Raw genomic sequence first — 20621 nt, 5'->3', positions numbered from 1 at the left:
CGGTAGTTCCTATTCTCCGGGAGCCTCCCTCCATGTGTTCGCTCAAAAACCTAACAGTGCACTGCCGGAATCGTTCGAACGACCCATATCACTCGTGGAGAGATAGATGAACCCAAAGTCACTGGTTTGTCACCGTGTGAGGGTGTCATAGAAGAGTTCTCACACCGTGATCACGGTACTTCCCGGATTGTCTCCACGTTCGTAGTTGGTGATTGCGACGACGAGGCGAAGGCACAGGGCGAGAAATACCTGCGCCCGTGCGTGGACGCGGCCTCGGGCGTGCGTTCGCCCGAGGCCGCAGTCCTTCACTGATTCGTTGGTTCGTTCGACTCCACTACGGCGGTTGTACGTCTCATCCAACGTGGACTGCTTCAACTGAACGTCCTCGCCGTGTTCGGTGATGCGGTCTTCGACCCTGTACTCAATGTCTTTCGGGTCATCAGCGTTCCGGGCGTTGTATGGAGCGACTGGCACGACCCCTGCGGTCAGCAGGTGGTCGTGCCAGTCGAGCGTGTCGTAGGCGCTGTCACCGACCATCCAGATCGGTGTGGCGACGGCGAGCGCGTCACGCGTGACGCGCATCGCCGTCTCTTCTGGCGCTTGCTTACTCTCGGTGAACTCCGCTCCGATCGGGATCTTTTGCCCGGTCGAGACGATCGTACAGCCGTAGCCGTAGTAGTACTCGTCGTCGGTTGGATCGTAGCACTTTGAGGCGTCTGGATCGGCGGGCATCGCCCTCACGTCTGTTGAATCGATACAGTAGGTCAAGTCGAGCAGGCCGCGCCGGGCGGCCTGCTCGACGAGGTGGTCGAACACCTTGTCAACGACGTGTTCAAGATCGGTGAGAAAGCGATCGACCGCGTCTCTCGACGGCGGTCGATCGAATCCACAGCTCAGCCAGACGACCGTGTTCCGAAGCTCTCGTTCAACGGGACGAATGCCGTAGATGTCCTTGTAGTAGCAGTGGAGAAAGCCACGCATCAGTTCTGGTGGTTCGTGGTCTCGTGTTCGCCCCGTCTTCGCCGGGGCGAACACGTCGAACTCTTCGAGAAACTCGAAAGAGAGGTGCTCGAACAGCGCTAGCGTCTCTGTCTCCACGGCATTGAAGAACGAGTCTACCGAAGGATCATCTTGCAGGGTCGCTGAACTCATCCACCTCAGCGTTCACCCTGCTCTTTGGTGTGCTAATCGTTCTATGACACCCTCACCGTGTGGGAATATCTTATAGACTATTGCCCACCGGTAGCCAAGACCGAGACAAATGTACGAAACAATTCTCGTGCTGACGGACGGTAGCGAGGGGGCGAACGCGGCTGCCCAACATGCAGTTGATATCGCGAGTAGATATGACGCGACGCTACATGCGCTCTATGTAGTCGATGTCCGAATGAGTCCTATCAGCACGGAGATGGACCGTGACGAGGTCATCCAGTTGATCGATCAATCAGACGAGAGGCCGACAACTCCGGTACTGGACCAAGCTGAGGAGAAGGATATTCCCGCGACGGAGGCGATTCGGCTCGGCGTTCCACACGAGATCATTCGTGAATACATCGATCAAAACGATGTCGATCTCGTGGTGATGGGAACGCATGGTCGGACCGGCCTCGAGCACACCCTCTTGGGCAGTACGACGGAACGGATCGTCCGCACCGTCGACGTACCAGTTTTGACGGTCCACCTCGACCCAAGCTAAGAGCGGAGATGGCGAATATCAGGATTGAACCGCTTCGAGAGCGTATCTTAATGTCCATCTGAAAGTTCAGAGGAGGCAGGGCGAGAATCGTGAGTTGCCACAGGGGATATCGGTGAAGTTGCTGGCAAGATAGATCACGTCGTCCGGAATCCCTAGAATGAGGCCCCTATCAGCATCTGGGAATTGCCAGCGACTACAAAGCGACTCGCCGCGTCTCGAACAGTATGTACGATACGATTCTGGTCGCAACCGATGGTAGTGCCGATGCGAACCGCGCAGCGACACACGCGCTCGAACAGGCCGAACAGCACGACGCCGGACTCCATGCGATCTTCGTGGTCGATACCGATCGATACACCGAACCAGCCCTGAGTAGCACGGAACTGGAAACCATCGAGATCGAAGACTGGGGCAACCAGGAACTCTCGGAGATCGCCGACCGGGGCGAAGAACTCGGAATTGCGGTTACCACTCAGTGTTGTCACGGGAAGCCATATCTGGAGATCATTAATTACGCCGACGAGATCGACGCCGACCTGATCGTGCTTGGCTACCACGGGCACTCCCACGCAGAAGGGGAGCAGATCGGGAGTGTGACCGACCGTGTCGTCCAGAACGCGGGGAGACCGGTCTTGGTCGCCACCTGAACCGAGGACGGTCACTACGCTCGTACTGTGGATGAACCGCACTTCTTTTGATCAGAGAGGAGGGATCGCTACCGATCGAATGCATCTCAGTACATCGACGAGGAGCAGTTCGTCTCAGTAAAGTAGGGTAATATGCTATCGTGACGGGCACAAGTTCCCCAATATGATGGCAGGGTCGTCAACGGAATCGATGCAACGGTCAGCCGTTACAAATCCCCTCGGAAAAGCCGGTGAGAAGGTCGCGTTTCCGATATCCGACCGCGGAAATCACGACGAGCACGACGGCGAGCACCACAGCGGCCGGGAACTGATCGGTGCCAAGTAGATCACCGACGGCGTTGACGAGGAAGAACGCCGGTGCTCGTCCGATTATGGCGAGAACGACGAGTTGCCACAGTGGGATATTGGTGAGTCCGCCGGCAAAACAGGTGACGTCATCCGGAAGTCCTGGAACCAGAAAGAAGAAAAACAGCGCGAGTTGGCCGTAGTCGTCGCTGACAGCATCGAATCGATTAAGTGCCTCTTCGTGGACGGTGTTCTCCACGGACGCACGACCGTATCGCCGGGATATCCAGAACGCGATGGTACTTCTCATAGTGATTCCGATCATGTTGTAGAGTGTTCCCCACCATGCGCCGAAGAGATAGCCGGCGACCACAGCGAGAACCTGTCCAGGAATCGGTGCAGCGACGACCTGGACTGTTTGGAGAACAACGAGTACGCCGGGCGCCAAGATCCCGTACCCCCGAATGAACTCACGCAAGGCCTGCGCATCGGTCAGGAATCCGAAGCGGCGGTGAACAAAAGTAGTCACGAAGACAAACGCGAGTCCGAGTGCGAGCAGATGGACGAAGAAGCGCCGCCTGCTCCCGGATGATGCAAAGACCTGGGTGTTTCCGAACCAGATACGCGATCGATCGAGAGCGGTATCCATAGATTCCGATGGGTCGCTGTTTGACGGGTATCAGAGGCTCAATGCTTGGGCGTGACGATCAAGCACCGTGTCGAGTGTGACGTCTTTCTCCTCGAGTTCGCAGCGAACCCGTATGATAGGGCTGTCTACGCCGATCAGTCGCGCGAGATCGTGGGGTGTCCCCGAGACCACGACGTCGGGTGCTGCGTTCCGTATCGTCGCTTCCAGATCCCGAATCTGTGCGTCGCGATAGCCTATCGCCGGGAGAACTGCATCGAGATGATCGTATTCCTCGAAGACGCGCTGGAGCGAACCGACGGCCGCCGGTTCGGGATCAACGATTTCCGCAGCTCCGTATTTCCGGGCGGCAATCAAGCCGGCACCATAGGGTGCGTCACCGTGGGTGAGCGTCGGTCCGCCTTCGACGACGAGAACGCGTTTTCCAGCGATGGCGTTCCTGTCGGCCGTAATCGTCGAGTTCGGGTGAATGATTTCCGCGTCTGGATTCGTTTGCCGAACGTTCGATTCGACCTCGTGAATTCCGACCACGTCGGCGGTGTTCTCCTTGTTGATGAGGACGTAATCCGCGAGCAGGAGGTTGGTTTCACCCGGATGGTATCGCAGTTCGGACCCAGCACGATGGGGATCGGCCACAACGACGTGCAGTCTGAGATTTTCCGCACCCAGTTCGAACCGCGTCGACGGCGACGACGGGGACCTCAGCGTGGAGCATCATCCGGTCCGGGCCGATCAGTCGGCAGTCGGCACGGCGGCGAGTACACGCGACGCCTGATGCATCACGTGTACGTGTGAGACGTCCGAATAGGAGAACACGACCGTATCCACCTCTTCCTCGTCGACGATGGTCTCGAGCTCCGATTCGGCGCGGATCGGGATGCCCTCGGGATAGTTCTCACCGGCCAACTCGGAAGGATAGCGGCGGTTGGGGAGGTCGTCGAGTTCGCCGATGTTTTGTGTGCCGGTGTGCGTGAACGCGATGACGTCAAAGCGCTCGTCGCCTCTGAAGACGGTATTAAAGTCGTGGAAGTCGCGACCCGCTGCACCCATGATGACGATCTGCGTCTGACTCATAGTACTAACGCTCTTCAGTAGGAGATTGTTGATAGCGTTCAGCTGTCGCTCTGGAATCGAAGAGAGCAAGGACACCGCGTAGCGGTGTCCGACACGAATGATTCCGCTCGATGTGTTTAGCTCGGAATCGCTCGCAGCGGACCTGTTACAGCAGGTTCGCTGGCGTGACGGTGTTTCTTGCCCTCGCTGCCGTTCTGACCGGACGGTCAGAAACGGCAGCTATGGGGCGTTTCAACGCTATCTGTGTAAGGATTGCGACCGCACGTTCAACGATAAGACGGGCACAATCTTCGCTCACTCGAAGGTTGCGCTCCGCAAGTGGTTGTTCTCGATCTACGCGTTCTTGCGATTCAACACGAGTCTCCGGCAACTTCAGCGAGAGATCGGAGTGACCTACAAGACGATGCATCGGCGCGTCGAGCGCTTTACCAGAGCGCTCGACGCGCCTCGTCTCGATCTTGTTGGACCGGTTGAGATCGACGAACTGTACGTCTCTGCCGGACTGAAAGGCCGCGAGCGCGACCAAGAGTCGCGCTCGCGTGGACTCTCACAACGCGGACGCGGAAGGTACGATCAAGACAAGCCGCCGATCTTCACACTCGTTGACCGTGGAACTGGACAGCGATACGTCGTTCCCGCGAAATCCGCCGACGAATCGACGGTGCGACTCCTCCTTGAAGAACACGAGGAGGAGTCGCTGACCGTCTACACCGATGGATTTCGGGCATACGACCCACTAGAGGACGACGACGAGTTCGACCGCGAATACGTCGTCCACGGTGACGGCGAATACGCGGATGGAGACGTTCACGTGAACACCTGCGAGAGCCACGCGTCGCTGGCGCGACGGTGGCTCTCGCCCCATCGAGGTATCTCGAAAGACAAGTTGACACAGTATCTTCGCGCCTTCCAGCTACGCAGCGAACTCTTCAGAAAACCCGGTCGACAAGCACTCAAGCACGCTGTCGAAGCGACTCTCTGAAATCAACAATCTGCTACACATGAGCGTAGTACTAATTACGCGTGGAGGGTGGGATTAGTATGGGCGACACCTCTCACGAGACGGGAACGGATCCAATCGTCGTGGCGCTGGGCGGAAACACGCTACTCGGTGCGCACGGTCTTGGAACGATCGACGAACAGCTCGACGTGATAGCGCTAACAGCCCGACAGATCGCGGATGCGATCCAGGCCGGCTACGACGTGGTGTTGACCCATGGGAACGGACCGCAGGTCGGCAACCTCCTCTTACAGCAGGAGCGCGTCAGCGAGACGCGGAGTTACCGCTCGACGTCTTGGTGGCCGAAACCCAGGCTCAGATCGGCTATTTGCTCCAACAGGCCCTCGACAACGAACTCGCTGGCTCGCCCGACTTTATCACCGTCGTAACACAAGTGATCGTCGACCCCGACGATCCTGCGTTCCAGAACCCGACGAAACCCATCGGACCGTTCTACACGGAAGCGGAAGCAGCGGAGAACTCATTCGAGACGCGGCGCGTAGCGACCGGTGACCGCCCGTGCCGTCGTGTCGTTCCATCTCCCGAGCCCGTCGAACTCGTCGAAGGAAAGGAACTCACTCGCCTCGTGGAACGAGGGAACCTCGTGGAACGAGGGAACCTCGTGATCACCGCTGGCGGTGGGGGTGTCCCCGTCGTTCGTGACGACGGGCTCCGGGGTATCGAAGCAGTCGTCAATAAGGACAAGGCTTCGCAACTGCTCGCCTCGGAACTCGGCGCCGATACCCTCATTATCCTGACGGACGTCGAGTTCGCGTACGTGAACTACGATAGGCCCGATCAGCGACCGCTCTGTCGGCCTTCACCCGAGGAGTTGCGCGCGCATCTCGACGCGGGTGAGTTCGGTGAAGGCAGTATGCAACCGAAGATAGAGGCATGTCTCCGCTTTATCGAACAGGGCGGAGACCGGGCCGTGGTTACCTCTCCTGAGCACCTGATGGACGCACTGGCCGGCGAGACCGGAACACGGGTCCGCGCCTGAATCTCCCCTAGAACGGGAACTGAGGACTTCCCAGCGTCTCGTAATCGACATGTTCTCTTTGTCCCTTCGCTAACGAGTATTCGATATGTACGACCAGATAGTGGTCCCGACGGACGGAAGTGAAGGGACACGAGGCGCCGTCGAACACGCAATCGATCTCGCAACGACCTACGACGCCGCACTCCATACGATCTATGTCGTCGATACGAACGTCGGCATCGATTCCTCGGTCCCCGGAACGCTCGATGCCATCGAAGAAGCTGGTGAGAACGCGATTGAGGAGGTGATCCGGCAAGCAGAGGCAGCTGGTGTGAACACGATCGAAGGTGTAGTGGCACAGGGAGCACCCCACCAAGCCATTCTCGATTACGTCGACGAACACGACATCGATCTCGTCGTGATGGGGACGCATGGCCGCACGGGTCTGGATCGATATCTTCTGGGCAGCGTCACCGAGAAAGTCGTCCGGCTCTCGGATGCGCCGGTGTTGACGGTTCGTATGCCAGCTGAATCCTCTGATGGGCCTTCGTAATCAGACAAGCACCCTTCTCACGGATTGGAAATAAGACGTGTTGATAAGGCCGTACTATTCGATAGTAGACTCGGTGTCGAGTAATGACTCCTGATTCATCGACGAGTTTCGAGAAGACCACAGAACTAGGGACCGAATCGCCGACGCTCATCGAGGGCCTCCCTGGATTGGGATTAGTTGCGGCGATTGCAGTCGATCAAATCACGAAGCAACTCGAGCTGGACCAGCACGGAACTATCGTTTCTGACGATTTTCCTCCAGTCGCGGCGTTCGACGAAGGCCGAGTTCGTGACGCAGTACGAGTCTACGCAGGGGAAGATCCAGCTGTAATGACTCTCCAAAGCGACGTCCCAATCCCACCTACTGCAGTCGACTCGTTGAGCCGATGTGTCCTGCACGACCTATCTGAGGAGTTCGAGCGGGCTATCTTCCTCGCAGGGGCTCCGGCGGAGTCCGAAGACGAAATCGGCGAGGTCGTCGGCGTTGCCACGACGGACGATCTGGAGACCGCTCTCGCCGATGCAGGGATCACCTTGGCCGATGGCTCTGGCGTCGTCGGTGGCGTGACCGGTGCGCTACTGGCTGATTGTTACCACGACGACATTCCAGCGGCGGTGCTCATCGTGCGTTCGAACCCATACATTCCCGATCCAGCGGCTGCTCGGGCGGTGATCGAAGAGGCTCTCGAATCGCTCGTCGAATTCGATATCGACACGCAGGAACTCCGCGAACAGGCCGAGGAGATCCAGAAACAGAAACAACAGATCGCGGAGCAACTCCGGCAGTATCAGCAACAACAGGACCAGCAACCGGCGGTGCCGGGAATGTATCAGTAATCCAGGAATATACTCGCGAATTCTCACTCGACTGGAATCACCGACGGCCCCTATTTTGGCTCGCTCCAAGTAAAAATCGACAATGGCGTTGATTACAGAGAGACTCCGAATCCAGGTTAATTCAAAACCGTTCGGACGGAGCATCGTACAGGAGATGGAGATATGACCGAACACATTCTCGTCCCACTCGATGGCTCGCCGCTGTCGCGAAGAGCGCTTCGTCATGCCCTCGAAGAATTCCCGGATGCATCGGTCACCGTGCTTCACGTGGTTGATCTCTTCGAGCCGGGCTACGGTGCCTATCCCGACTTCAAGACGTCGTACGAACCGTTGATGGGATCCGAAGAGTGGTACGAGCGGGCTGAAGAAGTCTCAGAGCAACTCTTCGATGAGGCTCGAGAACTCGCTGATGAGCACGACCGCGAGATCTCCACCACGTCCGAGATCGGTGATCCAAAGCGGGTCATCGTGGAGTACGCCGACGAGGAGGAGATCGACCACATCGTTCTCGGAGCGCACGGACGTCCGGAGGAAGAACGATCCGTATTCGGGAGCATCGCGGAGATCGTCGCACGGAGGGCGTCGGTTCCTGTGACACTCATCCGATGAGAGCAACTGTGATTGAGTGAGCTTTCGATATGGGAGACGTCGTCAGTCTCGGGAGCATCAACGTGGACAAAATACATCATGTGTCCGATGCCGAAATCACCGACCTCAGAGACCGATATAGCTGGTTTCCAGACCGCGGGCAGACTGTCCAGACCGATGACCTCCCGACGGATTTCTCAGCCGATCCCGATAGTCTTCGTCAAGGAGGGAAAGGTGCGAACCAGGCCGTAGCTGCGGCGAAGGACGGAGCAGAGACGGAAATGCTCGGCAAGGTAGGCCCCGATGGCCGGGAATTCGGGGTCCGCAGTCATCTCACAGAAGCCGGAGTCGGTGTTGCTCGGATTGGAACTGCGTCAGAACCAACTGGAACGGCCTACGTGTTCGTCGGACCGGAGGGCGACAACTGGATCATCGTCCGGCCAGGGGCCAATAGTGCAATCGATAGTGCCTACATCCGAGAGCAGTACGACACGATTCTCTCGGCCGAGTGTCTCCTCCTGCAAAATGAGATTCCGATTGATCCGGTTGTGGCACTACTTTCGGAGTTGGCTGCCGAACGGGACCGACCAACTATTATCCTCGACCCCGCGCCTGCAGATGGAATCGAAGAACTCCTTGGGTGCGATGCGGTCGACTACCTCACCCCGAATGAAAACGAGTATCGGGCGCTACAATCCTCCCTTGGAGAGTTCGATGGAGTCCTCATTCGCAAACGAGGTGCGGACGATGTCATCGTCGAAGCGGAGCGACGGTTCACTGTAACGCCACCGACAGTCAAAGCGGTCGATACGACCGGTGCCGGCGATGTTCTGAACGGATTCCTGGCGGCCCAACTCGCAGCCGGGGCATCATTGCAGAAAGCCATCGAAATTGGAACGATCGCCGGGTCACTCTCCACGCGCGAGAAGGGGGCTCGACGAGGTATCCCGACGCTTGAGGATGTTCGAACGTATCGCACTTCCGAGGATGTCACCGGGTGAACAGGGACGTCTGTCCGTACGTTGGCGGCGTCTAGTCGAGCAGTCGCCGTCGGAAGCTGCTCTCCCCAGGCTGGACGCAGAGTGTGGTGTTTTCCTTCGATCGCAACTCGATAGTACGTTCCGAAAATCGACGCGACGCCTCCAGCACATGACCACTCTGCCGGAACCAGATGTGTCCAACGAAACCGTCGTAGAGACGTATCACCGGTTGGCGGCACTATACGACTGGTTCATCACACCGTTGCAAGCGGACACACGGCAGCGGGCTTTGGGCTTGCTCGCTATCGAACGTGGAGAACACGTCGTGGAGGTCGGATGTGGACCCGGGCACGCATTAGTCGCGCTCGCCGAGCGAGTCGGTCCAGAGGGGGACACCGTCGGGCTTGATGCTGCAGCGAGTATGGCGGGTCGGGTTCGCCGGCGGGCTGTTCGAGAGGGAGCAAATACGCAAATCGAGATCTGTCTTGGGGACGCTCGATCGCTTCCGTTTCGAGAGAACGTCGCCGACATCGCTTTTATCGAGGACACGTTGGAACTGTTTGCGGAAGACGAGATACCGACAGTTGTCAGGGAACTCAAGCGCATCCTCCGACCGGATGGTCGGCTCTGTGTCGTGACGATGGAACGGGCTGGAGCTGAAGAGGACCTGTTCGTACGAGCGTACGACTGGCTGTTCGAACGGGTCCCGGGCTACGAACGGTTCGGCTGTCGACCGATTTACGCCTCCCGAACCCTTGAAAAAGAGGGATTCGTGGTTGAACGACAAGAGCATCTCCATCGAGTGTGGGTGTGGCCAGTCGAGATCCTGATTGCTCGACCGATGTGACGTTCTCCGCGCCGTTCATGGCGCGCCTTCCCGTACCGCAGCTGGGATAGTTACCGGTGTACTCTAGTGTTTACTCGCCAGCTTCGTCTTCTTCCTCCTCGGTCGGCAGCTTCCGGACGATCAGCACCGGCCGGTCCGTCCGGTCGATGAGCTGACCTGGCACGTCGCCGATGATTCGTTCAATGAGCGACGGGTCAGACTCGCCGATGACCAGCACGTCGTGATTGGCCGCGGCATCGACGATATCGTCAACAGGAGTGCCGGATTCGAGACTCACTGTATCGATACGGTCGGCGTCGACGCCGCCGTCAAGCAGTTCGTCGGCCGCGCCCCTGAGCATAACCGCCCCAGCCTCGGTGTCCTCGTCGGCTTCTGCGGCGTGCAGGAGCGTGACAGTCGCCTCGCTGTCCTCCAACAGGACGCCTACGACCGAGAGAATAGCCGAGAGGTTGACGTCGGCCCGGATCGGCACGAGGATGCGCTCAACCCGCTGGACAGCCCTGGGAACCAGGACGACCCCGCAGTCGTACTCGTCGGCGAGCCGGTCGATTGTCGTCGACCGATCCCGGGTGAAGACGACGACCGTCTCGACCGCCGTGTCGGCGTCCTGTAATTCGGCTGCGATGGCATCGATGCGCTCGATCGCCTCCTCCTCGTGGGCTTCCTGGAGCTGCTCGGGGGGCGTCTGATCGGGGACGGGATACCAGCCGCCGAGGACGACCCGGGCGGGCTCGAGGAGTTCGAGCAGCTGCGGGTCAGGCTGTTCGTCCGTCGAAACGTCGACGGGCACGAGCACCGACGGCTTGTGGCTGTTCTCGGGCATCGAAATCAGCGCTCCTTGCGGACCACGAGGACCGCTCGTCCGGTCCGGGCGTGAATACGGTCGGGTAGTTCGCCGAGGACGCGCTCGGGGAGTGACGGCTCCTCCTCGCCCATGATGACGAAGTCGTGTTCGTCGGCCAGTTCGAGTAGGTCGGTCGTCTGGGTCTCGGCGGTCGGCTCGCGCCAAGTGATGCGGTTTCGTTCGAGGCCCCGTTCGGTCAGCCAGTCAGTCGCACCGCGAAGCAGGAGTTCCGAGATGGCGCTCCCTTTCTCGACGCTCTCGGAGTGAAACAGCGTCACGTCGGGATCTGTCTCTCCCAGCAAGAGCCCGACCACCTCGAGGACCCTGAACATGTTCTGCTCGTCCTTCAGTGAAACGAGGACGTTGCTTAACTCTCCGACGGACCCCGGAACGAGCACCGCGTCGCAGTCGTGCTCGTTGGCTACTCGATCGATCGACGTGACGTGGTCCCGCGTGAATACCAGCACCGACTCGACATCGGTTCCTTGCTGCACGAACCGGCGGACGATCGGTTCCATCGCAGCCTTCGCCTCTTCCTCATGGGCCTCTTGGAGCTGTTGGGGAACAGCCTGATCGGGCACCGGGTAGTGACCGAGTACAACGATGTGGAGTGGTTCCAGGAGGTCCACGAGTGCCTGTGGTGGGTCCTCCGGGGCCGATGCGTCGATGGGTATCAACAGGGTGGGATCATCTATCATAATTGGTGGGTGATGTCCAGCGGGTGCGATCGGTGCGTGCGTGACCGGCCAAGCGCGGTTGTCCGCCACTGATTCCCGACGTACGGCATCCAGCTGTCAGCCATCCTCCGCCACCTCCTCGGCGCGTTTCGCCGGGGTGTCGAAGTCGAACTCCACCTCGACTTCAATCTCGAGCGGGACCGCGCCGCGGTACATCGCCAGCGCGCTGGTATCCACAACGCGGCGGCGGACATATAGTACGTACCAGACGATGCCCCCGGCGACGAGTCCGGCGGCCAGCAGTACTTCCGGCAGTTCCATGAATCCGATGAGCGCGAACGAGAGAACGGCACCCAGTGCCGGCACCGCCGGATAGAATGGGACTTCGAAGTCCGGATCGTAGCCGCCGGCACGGGTCTCCCGGAAGACGATGAGCGAGACGTTCAACAGGCCGTAGACCAGCAGGTGCAGGACACTCCCCGCTCGGGCGAGGCTGTTGACCTCCCCCGCGACGATGAACACGAGAATGAGCCCGCCGGTCAGCAGGATAGAGCGGTGTGGCGTGTCGAACCGCTCGTGGATGGCCGAGAGCCGGGCGTCCATCAGGCCGTCCCGGCCCATTGCGTAGTTGATACGGGAAGCCGACAACACCGACGCGTTCGCCGACGAGGCGGTTGCCAACAGCCCGCCGAAGATGAGCAGCCCGACGCCGACGACGCCGCTCCCGAACGCGCCGAAGACGACGGCCGCACCGTCCGCGATTGCCGTCCCGGAGCCGGCGATGGCAGCGCGTTCGACGACGCCGAGCAGGATGACCATCGACACCGCGTAGACGGCCGTAACCAAGAGAACGCCGCCGACCATCGCTCGCGGGAGGTTCGTTCCAGGCTGCTTGATCTCGCCGGCGACGGTCGCCACCTGGGCGAACCCGAGGTAGGAGACGAACACCAGCGCGGTGGCGGGGAACACCGATCCGGGGCCCTCGGGAAACAGGGGGCGGAGCGTCGCGACGTCAGCCTGGGTCACCCCGAGGAGGATGAACAGGCCGAGGATGCCGAGTAACACGATGACGATGACGTTCTGTAAGTCGCCGGTTCCCTTCGTACTGAGGTAGTTGACGCCGATAAAGAGGACTGCAGCGACGAGTCCGCCGAGTTGGGCCGCGGAGAGCGGCAGGGGCCCGATGCCGAGGGGTGGGAGTATCCCTATCACCAGCGGCGCGACATAATTGCCGAATCCAACCGCGTAGAACGCCGTCGCGAACGCCAGCCCGAGCCAGTTGCCCAGCCCGGCGATACTCCCGAAGACAGGGCCCAACCCCCGATTGATGAAATGATACGGTCCACCGGAGGCCGGCATCGCAGTGGCGAGTTCGCTCGCCGAGAGCGCGGTCAGAACAGCGATCCCACCCGCGGCGACGAACGCAACGGCTGCCGCGGGGCCGGCGAGGGCGGCCGCCGGACCGGGGAGGACAAAAATGCCCGCTCCCACCATGGTTCCGACGCCGATGGTCAAGGCCTCCCTGAATCCGAGCGTACGTTCGAGTTGGGTCTCGGTCCCGCTCACCATTACATGTCGAGATGCGGACGGAGCGTAAAATAAGTCCCCCAGGATTAGCCGCGGAAGAGGTTCAGAACCTCGTCGAGGACATCTGGTTCCACACCGACGATGTAATACTCACTGGGTTCGAGTTCCATATCGGCACGTGCGATCTGTGTTCGGTTCCGATCCGAGATGACAAGGCTCCCTTTCGGGAGGCTGATCTCCGCGAGCGTATGTCCGGCTACCGGGGCGTCCTCGGCGACCTTGATCTCCAGAATTTCGAGGTCGTGGTGGGTGCCGATAATGGTCCGTACCTCGTCGCCCGAAAGGATGTCGGCAGCCGTGTTCGCGCTGAGTTCCTGGGGCAGGATCGTCGCGTCGGCAATCTCGTCGTACTCGTCCTCGGTCCCAGTACCGGTTCGAGCGAGTGTTCGGATGTGAGGCGCGATTCGCTTTGCCTCCATACAGATCGCGAGATTGGTCCCGGGTTCATCGGTCAACGCGGCGATGGCGTCAGCCCGCTTGAGATCCGCCTGTTCAAGAATCGAGGGCGCTGTCGCGTCTCCCTGCAAGACCATCGCGACGTATTCATCCGCGACCTCGTCTGACCGAGCCTCCTCTTTCTCGATCAATACGATCTCGTATCCGCGGTCTGCGAGCTCCTGTGCGGTTCGTAGTCCGATACGGCCGCCGCCGGCGATGACGATACGTTTCGTGTCTGGCATGGGTTTCTCCCTCCATCGGCTTACTCGAGGGTAGACCGTCCCTCTCAGCCTCTTCGAATATTCGACCAGGTCACATTTCAACTCTCACGTCATTCCAGAGGTCCGGGAATCCGCCACAGTGAACTGCTCGTAGCTCTCGCGAAGTGGCGCCACAGACACTTACGTGCGGACGTGGCCACCCGTCGCGCCGCGAGCCACTGTGGTGGTGGTCCTGGGAGCGCAAACGGAACATCGAGAGGAATCCGCGTTCCCTGGTCGGCCTCAGGCTCGCGGTTCCCGGCACATTCGAGACACCTATCCCAGACCGTCCGAACTCCGGAAGCGACTCACGCGGGTGCGCGTTCGACCGAGGTTAGCCGGTGATAGTGACCGGTCGTTCGGCCGAGAGCATCACGTCCTGCGTGATGCTCCCGATGAGTACCTCCTGGAGCCCCGACCGCTTGCGCCCGCTCATAACGATTTCGTCGGCCTCAAGTCCCTCAGCGGAACGGACGATCTGGTCCGAGATGCCACCGTCGTCCACGGTTCGAGTCACCGAAACACCCTCGCCTTCGAGAAGGTTGGCCGCCCCGACGGCCGCGTCGATGTCGGAGAACTCCACCGCGTCGGCGTCGCTAAACTCATCGGGAGGCACCACGTACAGCCCCGTCGCCTCGACATCGTCGGTGGCGTTCGGAAGCTGTGACACGTACTGTGGTTGGTGGAACGCGCGTTCCTCACTTCTGTCGACCGGAACGAGTACTCTGTACATCACGTTCAGTCATAGTGTTTATTATCCTACAATCTCGGTCAGTATTTCCCACAGGACGATAACTGCTGAATTCAGGAACAGATACGCCGAACCGGGGAGTCAGGGATCCTGCGCAAATTTACAGCCCCCAGAATGCGTCGATCCCGAGGGTCGTGACGACGGCCAGGATCACCTGAAGCGGCCCGCCGACACGAGCGAAGTCGCTGAACTCGTATCCACCAGGGCCATAGACGAAGAGGTTGGTCTGATACCCGACCGGCGACATGAAGGCCGTGCTGGCGGCGAACGTGACTGCGAGGACGAACGCGAATGCGTTCGCGTTCAACCGGGCGGCCGCGTCGACGGCGACGGGGATGAGCAACACGACGCTGGCCTGGTTGCTGATGAGGTTGGTCATCGTAACGGTCAGCAGATAGAACAGGCCGAGAACGGCGATTGCGGGCAGGAAGTCAGCCGTCGAGACGACGAACGTGCCGAGCAGATCGGCACCGCCCGTCTCCGCCAGTGCTCTGCCGAGTGGGATGACGCCGGCCAGGAGGAAGATCACGTCCCACTGGACGGCCTCGTAGGCCTCCGCCGGCTTGACGATTCCAGTTACGATCATCACCATGACGCCGCTAAGTGCTGCGACCATGACCGGCAGGATGCCGAGTGCTGCCACTCCGACGACCGAGAGCACGACGCCGACTGCGAGCGGGAGCTTCGACGACCGGAACTGTTGGAGGGCGAGTTCGCCAGCCACGATCACGTTCGGATCATCGGCGAGTCGGTCGACGGTGTCCGGTTCGGACTCGATCAGGAGCAGGTCGCCCGGACGGATTCGATACTCTGTGAGGCGTTCGTAGGCGGTCTCACCACCACGGCGGATAGCCAGAACAGCCGTCTGATACTGGTCTTGAAACCGTGACGACTCGACCGTCTCGCCGACAAGATCAGACCCGGCGGTGACGACGATTTCGCTGAGCGTTTGCCCGGGGCCGAGCGCATCGAGCCCACCTGGCGGCGTGACTTCCGGAACGAACTCGATCCCCTCTACCTCGTGTAGCGTCCGTAACGCGTCTTCGGTGAGCCGGATCGTGAACGTGTCCCCCTCCCGTATCGTCATCGACAGTCTCGGCTCTCGATGATAGGTACCATCACGAATCAGTTGGGTGACGTTCGCTTCGAAGTCGACCTCTTCGAGCGCTTCCCGGATCCTTGAGCTGACGAACGGTGATTCTTCGCCCACGATCACCTCGGTGAGAAACTCCTCTTTCTGGGTCGTTTCGAGCTTACTGCGGGGCGTCACATGGGACGGAGCAAGCCAGTACCCGACCGTAAGGAGGTACAGCCCGGTGACGAGAAACACCACGAGACCGAGGTGGGTGAACTCGAACATCGAGAACGCGTGCAAGGAGGGATAGTCGGTGGCGAGTCGACTCGCCACGTCGCTGGCCAGAAGGTTCGTGGACGTTCCGATGAGCGTGAGCATCCCACCGGCCATCGACGCGTAGGAGAGCGGAATGAGCAACTTTGACGGCGATGTCCCGTTCTCGTGAGCAAGATCGCTCACCATCGGCAGCAAGACGGCAACGGCAGCGGTGTTGTTGATAATTCCCGAGAGCGGACCGACGAGCCCGACCGTTGCGCCGAGTTGCTTGTGTTCGCTCTCGCCCGTGAAAGAGGCGACTGTCTGTTCGAGACGCTGAATCGCACCCGTCCGACGGACGCCTTCGCTCAGGATCATCATCGCGAGAATCGTGATCGTTGCCGGGTTCGAGAAACCGGAGACACCCTCGCGCGGCGAAACGCCCGTCCACGGACCGAGTATCATAAGCGTGACCATGATCCCGATCGCTGTGACGTCGATCGGGATCGGCTCGGTGACGAACAACACGAGAGCGACGAGAATAATCAGAAAGACGAGGAACGTCCCAACAGTCGCTGCAGGCATCGATATGTGCTGATATCATGATGGGAGTTGGATGTACTGGTCGACGATTACTATCGAGCGGGAATAGCTGTCGTGGTATTTACACATCGTCTACGATACAGGAGACGTTGCAACAGATTCCCGATCATGACCTACACGCTCGAAATCAGTGACGAACTCAAAGACCGACTGGACGACCACCTCGAGGAGGACGAATCGTACGAGGAGTTCATCACGGAGTTAGTTTCCATCTACGAGACGGAAGGGGAGTTCCTCCAAGAGGGCTATTCGGAGTGACCCACCCTTCGAGGTGAACGTCCACCATGGAGGAACGCGTCTCCGGCTTTCGTGTCCGCGGATCGTGGGAGGAGGTCGTCGCTCACGGTGAGCGGATTGCCCGAGCGTTGCGGGAGAGTGACGTCGATGCGGTTGCACTCGACGAGTGGGAGGACTGGCGGCCGAAAGCTCACGAAGAACTCGGTGAGGAAGTGAGCGAGAAGACCGTCGCACAGGCTCGCATCAAAGAAAGTGCTGGCGAAGAGGCTGGACAGGCAGCCAGAGAGGATCTCGAACGGGCGAGCGAGCACGCCCTCGAATCGATCGAGAAGGTCGAAGGAGATGGACCCGAGGACGTCCTCGAGAAGTGGGAGGACGCCCTCGAACACGGACTTCGTGCCGTCGACACGACCACCAGGAAGGCCATTCGCACGATCGAGACGGCGGTCTACGAGCAAATCATGACCCGATTCACCCCGTATTACTTGGATAACGATCTCGTGAGTGCGAATATTCGAGAGACGGCGAGGTTGGAAAACGGTGACGAGTTCGTCTTCGAAGTGGATGTCAACGACGACCAACTCAAGCAAGAAGTCAGCCAGCGACTCGACCGTTCGAACGGAACTGGACAGGAGTCCCTATGACACTGCAGGACCGCACGTCGTGGGCGGAACCAGATGACGTCGATGCAGCTATCGAAGAGATCCGCTCTAAGTCATACGGCCTGGAGCATCCAGACGAGCTTGATCGTCTCGTCGAGCGGTTCGGGGATCGAACGTACGTATTGCTCGGCGAGGCCTCCCACGGAACGTCGGAGTACTATCGCTGGCGTTCGCGATTGACGGCCCGACTCATCCAGGAGAAAGACTTCTCGTTCGTCGCCGTCGAGGGTGACTGGACGGACTGTTACGAGATCAATCGGTACGTCAAGAGATTCCCCGAGTCTCACGAGACGATCCGCGATGCGCTTGAGGCGTTCGAACGGTGGCCGACGTGGCTGTGGGCGAACTGGGAGACCCTCGAATTCCTCGACTGGCTAGAGGTCCACAACCAGACCCTCGACGAAGCGGAACGGGTCGGGTTCTACGGCCTCGACGTGTACAGCCTGTTCGAGTCCATGGAAGCGGTCGTGGACTATCTGGAGGACGTCGACCCGGACGCGGCAGCCGAGGCCAGGGCCGCCTATCGGTGTTTCGAACCGTACGGTGACGACGCCCAGGAGTACGCGCGAGCGCTCCGGATGGTCCCCGAGACCTGCGAGGACGAGGTGGTGGAGATGTTGACTCGGCTCCGCGAACAGGTCGCGGCGTACGATCACGGCCGCGACGACTACTTCAATGCCGAACAGAACGCGCTGATCGCGAAAAATGCCGAACAGTACTACCGTGAGATGGTCCAGGGCGACGTCGACTCTTGGAACATCCGCGACCGGCACATGGTCGAGACGCTGGAGCGCCTGCAGGACCACCATGGATCGGATGCGAAGGGCATCGTCTGGGCACACAACACCCACGTCGGCGACGCCAGAGCGACCGACATGGAGGCGCGAGGGCGACTCAACGTTGGCCAGCTCGTTCGCGAGCGCGAGGACAGGTCCGACGTGGCACTGGTTGGTATGGGTTCACACCGGGGCAGTGTGATCGCCGCGGACTCGTGGGGAGCACGGCTGGAAGAGATGACGGTCCCACCTGCGCAGGAGGGGAGCTACGAACACGTCTTCGAGCGGGCTGGTAGACTCGACCGCCTCCTCGTGACCGAGGATTTCCCCGACGACTCGCCGCTCGCCCGACCGCGGGGCCATCGCGCCATCGGCGTCGTGTATCACCCGGAGCACGAATCCGGGAACTACGTGCCGACGGTTCTCCCTGACCGGTACGACGCATTTGCCTACCTGGGTGAGACGAACGCCCTCCACCCGCTCGACATTCATGTGGACCGTGTCGCGGTACCGGACCTGTACCCGTGGGGATTCTAAGAATAGTCCTCCAGTCGGACGCTCGATGGAGCCGTTGTACTGGGTGTTTTCGTACTGTCTTCGAGTCACCCTTCTGATCTCTGAAGCCCTCTCTGACGTCGATACATTGCCGAATATATCGATCGAGCGGGGTCGAACGGGATACTGATGATCTCTGGGGGCTCGTCGCGGGATGAGCCCTGCATGTCGCTTTCCAGATATCGGGAACGACCAGCGAGCACTTGTCAACTCGTACCGAACTATCACCTATCGGTAACGCACTCGCGGCCGAACTCACAGACTACCAACCAGAGCGGACATACACTCACAGCCATGGACATTGCCAACATCGTCTCGGAAGAATACGTAGAATTCCCCCCGGATACACCCGTCTCGAAGCTCGTCGGGACGTTCGACGATCCCACCGTCAAGGGGGTCGTGGTACGCGGCGACGTGTTCGAGGGGATCATCACCAGGAGACAGCTCGCCACCTCACATCACCAGCCCAACGAGAAGATCGGGTCGCTGGTCTGGCACGTTCCCCGACTCGTCCCCGACGAGGACGTCCGCAAGGTCGCCCAGCTCATGATCGACAGCGATACACGGCTCCTGCCGGTCTTCGACGGGGGGGAACTGATGGGCGTCGTCACCGTGGACGCAATTCTGAACAAAGTCCAGCCGTTCCTCGACGCGGCGACCGTCGGTGAGGCCTCCACTGCCGAGCTCGTCACGCTCGATCCGGGATCGACCTTCGGTGAAGCGCTTCACGTCTTCCGGGAACACCGGATCACCCACCTCCCGGTGGTCGAGGACGGTACGGCTATCGGCATCCTGAGCCTCTACGACGTGACCGCTCTCACGGTTCGCTCCGTGAAACAGAGCCAGGGTGGCGATGCGGGCGGGACGGATTCGTTCGGCGGAGACGTCTCCGCCAGTACTGGTCGGGCTCACGGTGGCTTCGGCGCCCGGGAGGGAGAACTCGCCCGTATCTTGGATCTCCCGGTCCGGGACATCATGGTCTCCCCGGTACATACTGTTCGCCAGGACGCAACGCTCGAGACGGCTGTCGAAGAGATGTTCGCCATCGACAGCTCGTCGCTCGTCGTCACTGAAAACGGTCGCCCGTACGGGATCGTCACGAAAACCGACGTCCTCGATTCGCTCACGTGGGAGGCCGGCGGCAATCGGGCCGTTCAGATCTACGGCACCGACCTGCTGGACGACGTACAATACGAGGATGTCGTGGCAATGGTCGAGAAGTTCGACGACCGAGACCACGGGATGACTGTTCTGGACGCGAAAATCCACCTCCACGAACACGACGAAAAACGTCGCGGGACGCCCCTCTTACTCGCCCGCATCCGCCTACACACTGATCGAGGACTGTACATCGCCTCCGGAGAAGGCTACGGGGCGAGTCACGCACTCAACGAGGCTCGCGACGTGCTCGAACGACGAATTCGTGACCGCAAGACGTACGGCGAGAGCAAGAAACCTCCGAGCGAGGAGTACTGGGAGAAGCGCTTCGGCTGGATGCTCAAGGAGTGACCGATCGTTTCCGCTCGCGGGAGGGTATCATAGTTCTCTCCAGGCTTCCGTTGTCAGGCGACTGAGGATCTCACTCTTTTAGAACGGTGACCGTGACTGAGGGAGTTGACTCCCCGTGTAGGTCCGGTACGGAGCTCGTCGAAGGCTCCGATCACCAGCCGAGGCGTCCACTGTGGGGCTGCGGCGCTACGAAAGGTCACGACGTACTACGGTATGACCCCTACTGAGGCGGCGTGTTTCGAGAGCGGCGTCGGAGCGGCG

24 protein-coding genes are annotated in these 20621 nt (G+C 60.1%); 14 read left to right on the top strand and 10 right to left on the bottom strand.

The window, feature by feature from the left end:
- Positions 1-159 precede the first annotated feature (159 nt).
- A complete protein-coding gene (locus NKJ07_RS21445; protein WP_318566693.1) occupies positions 160-1152 on the bottom strand; it encodes a transposase in 993 nt (330 codons plus the stop codon).
- 109 nt (positions 1153-1261) lie between these two features.
- Here NKJ07_RS21445 and NKJ07_RS21440 point away from each other — a divergent pair, with 109 nt between their 5' ends.
- Together NKJ07_RS21440 and NKJ07_RS21435 are read left to right on the top strand one after the other, a co-directional pair.
- Complete coding sequence (locus NKJ07_RS21440) at positions 1262-1696, top strand: universal stress protein (protein WP_318570592.1); 435 nt, start codon at positions 1262-1264, stop codon at positions 1694-1696.
- Positions 1697-1920: 224 nt separating this feature from the next.
- On the top strand, positions 1921-2343 hold the full coding sequence (locus tag NKJ07_RS21435) for a universal stress protein (RefSeq protein ID WP_318570591.1): 423 nt from the start codon (positions 1921-1923) through the stop codon (positions 2341-2343).
- A 199-nt stretch (positions 2344-2542) separates the two neighbouring features.
- Here NKJ07_RS21435 and NKJ07_RS21430 read toward each other — a convergent pair whose 3' ends face one another.
- The 3 genes from NKJ07_RS21430 to NKJ07_RS21420 all read right to left on the bottom strand — a co-directional run bounded on the left by NKJ07_RS21430 (position 2543) and on the right by NKJ07_RS21420 (position 4417).
- On the bottom strand, positions 2543-3277 hold the full coding sequence (locus tag NKJ07_RS21430) for a TVP38/TMEM64 family protein (RefSeq protein WP_318570590.1): 735 nt from the start codon (positions 3275-3277) through the stop codon (positions 2543-2545).
- Positions 3278-3307: 30 nt separating this feature from the next.
- A complete protein-coding gene (locus NKJ07_RS21425) occupies positions 3308-3910 on the bottom strand; it encodes a hypothetical protein (RefSeq protein ID WP_318570589.1) in 603 nt (200 codons plus the stop codon).
- Between the two features lie 96 nt (positions 3911-4006).
- Positions 4007-4417 carry a hypothetical protein gene (locus NKJ07_RS21420; RefSeq protein WP_318570588.1) on the bottom strand — a complete coding sequence of 137 codons (411 nt, stop codon included), beginning with the start codon at positions 4415-4417 and terminating at the stop codon, positions 4007-4009.
- A gap of 28 nt (positions 4418-4445) precedes the next feature.
- Here NKJ07_RS21420 and NKJ07_RS21415 point away from each other — a divergent pair, with 28 nt between their 5' ends.
- The 8 genes from NKJ07_RS21415 (at position 4446) to NKJ07_RS21380 (ending at position 10131) form a co-directional block, all read left to right on the top strand.
- The gene (locus NKJ07_RS21415) at positions 4446-5330 is read left to right on the top strand and encodes an IS1595 family transposase (protein ID WP_318568649.1); all 885 of its coding nucleotides are present in this window, start codon (positions 4446-4448) and stop codon (positions 5328-5330) included.
- 59 nt (positions 5331-5389) lie between these two features.
- Complete coding sequence (locus NKJ07_RS21410) at positions 5390-5737, top strand: amino acid kinase family protein (RefSeq protein ID WP_318570587.1); 348 nt, start codon at positions 5390-5392, stop codon at positions 5735-5737.
- Positions 5647-6348 (top strand): amino acid kinase family protein, encoded by a 702-nt coding sequence (locus NKJ07_RS21405; protein WP_318570586.1) that lies wholly within the window; start codon positions 5647-5649, stop codon positions 6346-6348. The genes NKJ07_RS21410 and NKJ07_RS21405 overlap by 91 nt, the downstream gene beginning before the upstream one ends.
- A gap of 85 nt (positions 6349-6433) precedes the next feature.
- Positions 6434-6880, top strand: a complete 447-nt coding sequence (locus NKJ07_RS21400; protein ID WP_318570585.1) for a universal stress protein — start codon at positions 6434-6436, stop codon at positions 6878-6880.
- A gap of 83 nt (positions 6881-6963) precedes the next feature.
- Positions 6964-7716, top strand: coding sequence for a proteasome assembly chaperone family protein (locus NKJ07_RS21395; protein WP_318570584.1), 753 nt, complete (start codon positions 6964-6966; stop codon positions 7714-7716).
- Between the two features lie 162 nt (positions 7717-7878).
- Entirely contained in the window at positions 7879-8325 is a 447-nt protein-coding gene (locus NKJ07_RS21390) for a universal stress protein (RefSeq protein ID WP_318570583.1), read from the top strand.
- Positions 8326-8354: 29 nt separating this feature from the next.
- Entirely contained in the window at positions 8355-9305 is a 951-nt protein-coding gene (locus tag NKJ07_RS21385; protein ID WP_318570582.1) for a ribokinase, read from the top strand.
- Positions 9306-9453: 148 nt separating this feature from the next.
- Positions 9454-10131, top strand: coding sequence for a class I SAM-dependent methyltransferase (locus NKJ07_RS21380; protein WP_318570581.1), 678 nt, complete (start codon positions 9454-9456; stop codon positions 10129-10131).
- A 70-nt stretch (positions 10132-10201) separates the two neighbouring features.
- Here the strand turns inward: NKJ07_RS21380 and NKJ07_RS21375 are convergent, their stop codons facing one another.
- From NKJ07_RS21375 to NKJ07_RS21350, 6 genes are all read right to left on the bottom strand, one after another.
- Positions 10202-10954 carry a universal stress protein gene (locus NKJ07_RS21375; RefSeq protein ID WP_318570580.1) on the bottom strand — a complete coding sequence of 251 codons (753 nt, stop codon included), beginning with the start codon at positions 10952-10954 and terminating at the stop codon, positions 10202-10204.
- A gap of 5 nt (positions 10955-10959) precedes the next feature.
- Positions 10960-11673: a universal stress protein UspA gene (locus tag NKJ07_RS21370; RefSeq protein ID WP_318570579.1), complete on the bottom strand. Its 714-nt coding sequence runs from the start codon at positions 11671-11673 to the stop codon at positions 10960-10962.
- 96 nt (positions 11674-11769) lie between these two features.
- Entirely contained in the window at positions 11770-13221 is a 1452-nt protein-coding gene (locus NKJ07_RS21365) for an APC family permease (RefSeq protein ID WP_318570578.1), read from the bottom strand.
- A 44-nt stretch (positions 13222-13265) separates the two neighbouring features.
- On the bottom strand, positions 13266-13967 hold the full coding sequence (locus NKJ07_RS21360; protein WP_343230491.1) for a potassium channel family protein: 702 nt from the start codon (positions 13965-13967) through the stop codon (positions 13266-13268).
- A gap of 304 nt (positions 13968-14271) precedes the next feature.
- Positions 14272-14670, bottom strand: a complete 399-nt coding sequence (locus NKJ07_RS21355) for a universal stress protein (protein WP_318570577.1) — start codon at positions 14668-14670, stop codon at positions 14272-14274.
- 118 nt (positions 14671-14788) lie between these two features.
- Positions 14789-16603, bottom strand: a complete 1815-nt coding sequence (locus tag NKJ07_RS21350; protein ID WP_318570576.1) for an SLC13 family permease — start codon at positions 16601-16603, stop codon at positions 14789-14791.
- A gap of 126 nt (positions 16604-16729) precedes the next feature.
- Between NKJ07_RS21350 and NKJ07_RS21345 the strand changes: the two genes are divergently transcribed.
- The 4 genes from NKJ07_RS21345 to NKJ07_RS21330 all read left to right on the top strand — a co-directional run bounded on the left by NKJ07_RS21345 (position 16730) and on the right by NKJ07_RS21330 (position 20360).
- Positions 16730-16879 carry a DUF7557 family protein gene (locus tag NKJ07_RS21345; RefSeq protein WP_220581931.1) on the top strand — a complete coding sequence of 50 codons (150 nt, stop codon included), beginning with the start codon at positions 16730-16732 and terminating at the stop codon, positions 16877-16879.
- A gap of 26 nt (positions 16880-16905) precedes the next feature.
- A complete protein-coding gene (locus NKJ07_RS21340; RefSeq protein WP_318570575.1) occupies positions 16906-17502 on the top strand; it encodes a DUF5828 family protein in 597 nt (198 codons plus the stop codon).
- On the top strand, positions 17499-18833 hold the full coding sequence (locus NKJ07_RS21335) for an erythromycin esterase family protein (protein ID WP_318570574.1): 1335 nt from the start codon (positions 17499-17501) through the stop codon (positions 18831-18833). The genes NKJ07_RS21340 and NKJ07_RS21335 overlap by 4 nt, the downstream gene beginning before the upstream one ends.
- Positions 18834-19145: 312 nt before the next feature.
- On the top strand, positions 19146-20360 hold the full coding sequence (locus NKJ07_RS21330) for a CBS domain-containing protein (protein WP_318570573.1): 1215 nt from the start codon (positions 19146-19148) through the stop codon (positions 20358-20360).
- The last annotated feature ends 261 nt before the right edge of the window (positions 20361-20621 follow it).

Origin of the sequence: Salinigranum marinum (genome assembly GCF_024228675.1) — an archaeon.
In the GTDB taxonomy this organism is placed as follows: Archaea; Halobacteriota; Halobacteria; order Halobacteriales; family Haloferacaceae; genus Salinigranum; species Salinigranum marinum.
Note: the sequence above shows the minus strand (reverse complement) of the source record. Positions and strands in the feature narration are given on the sequence as shown.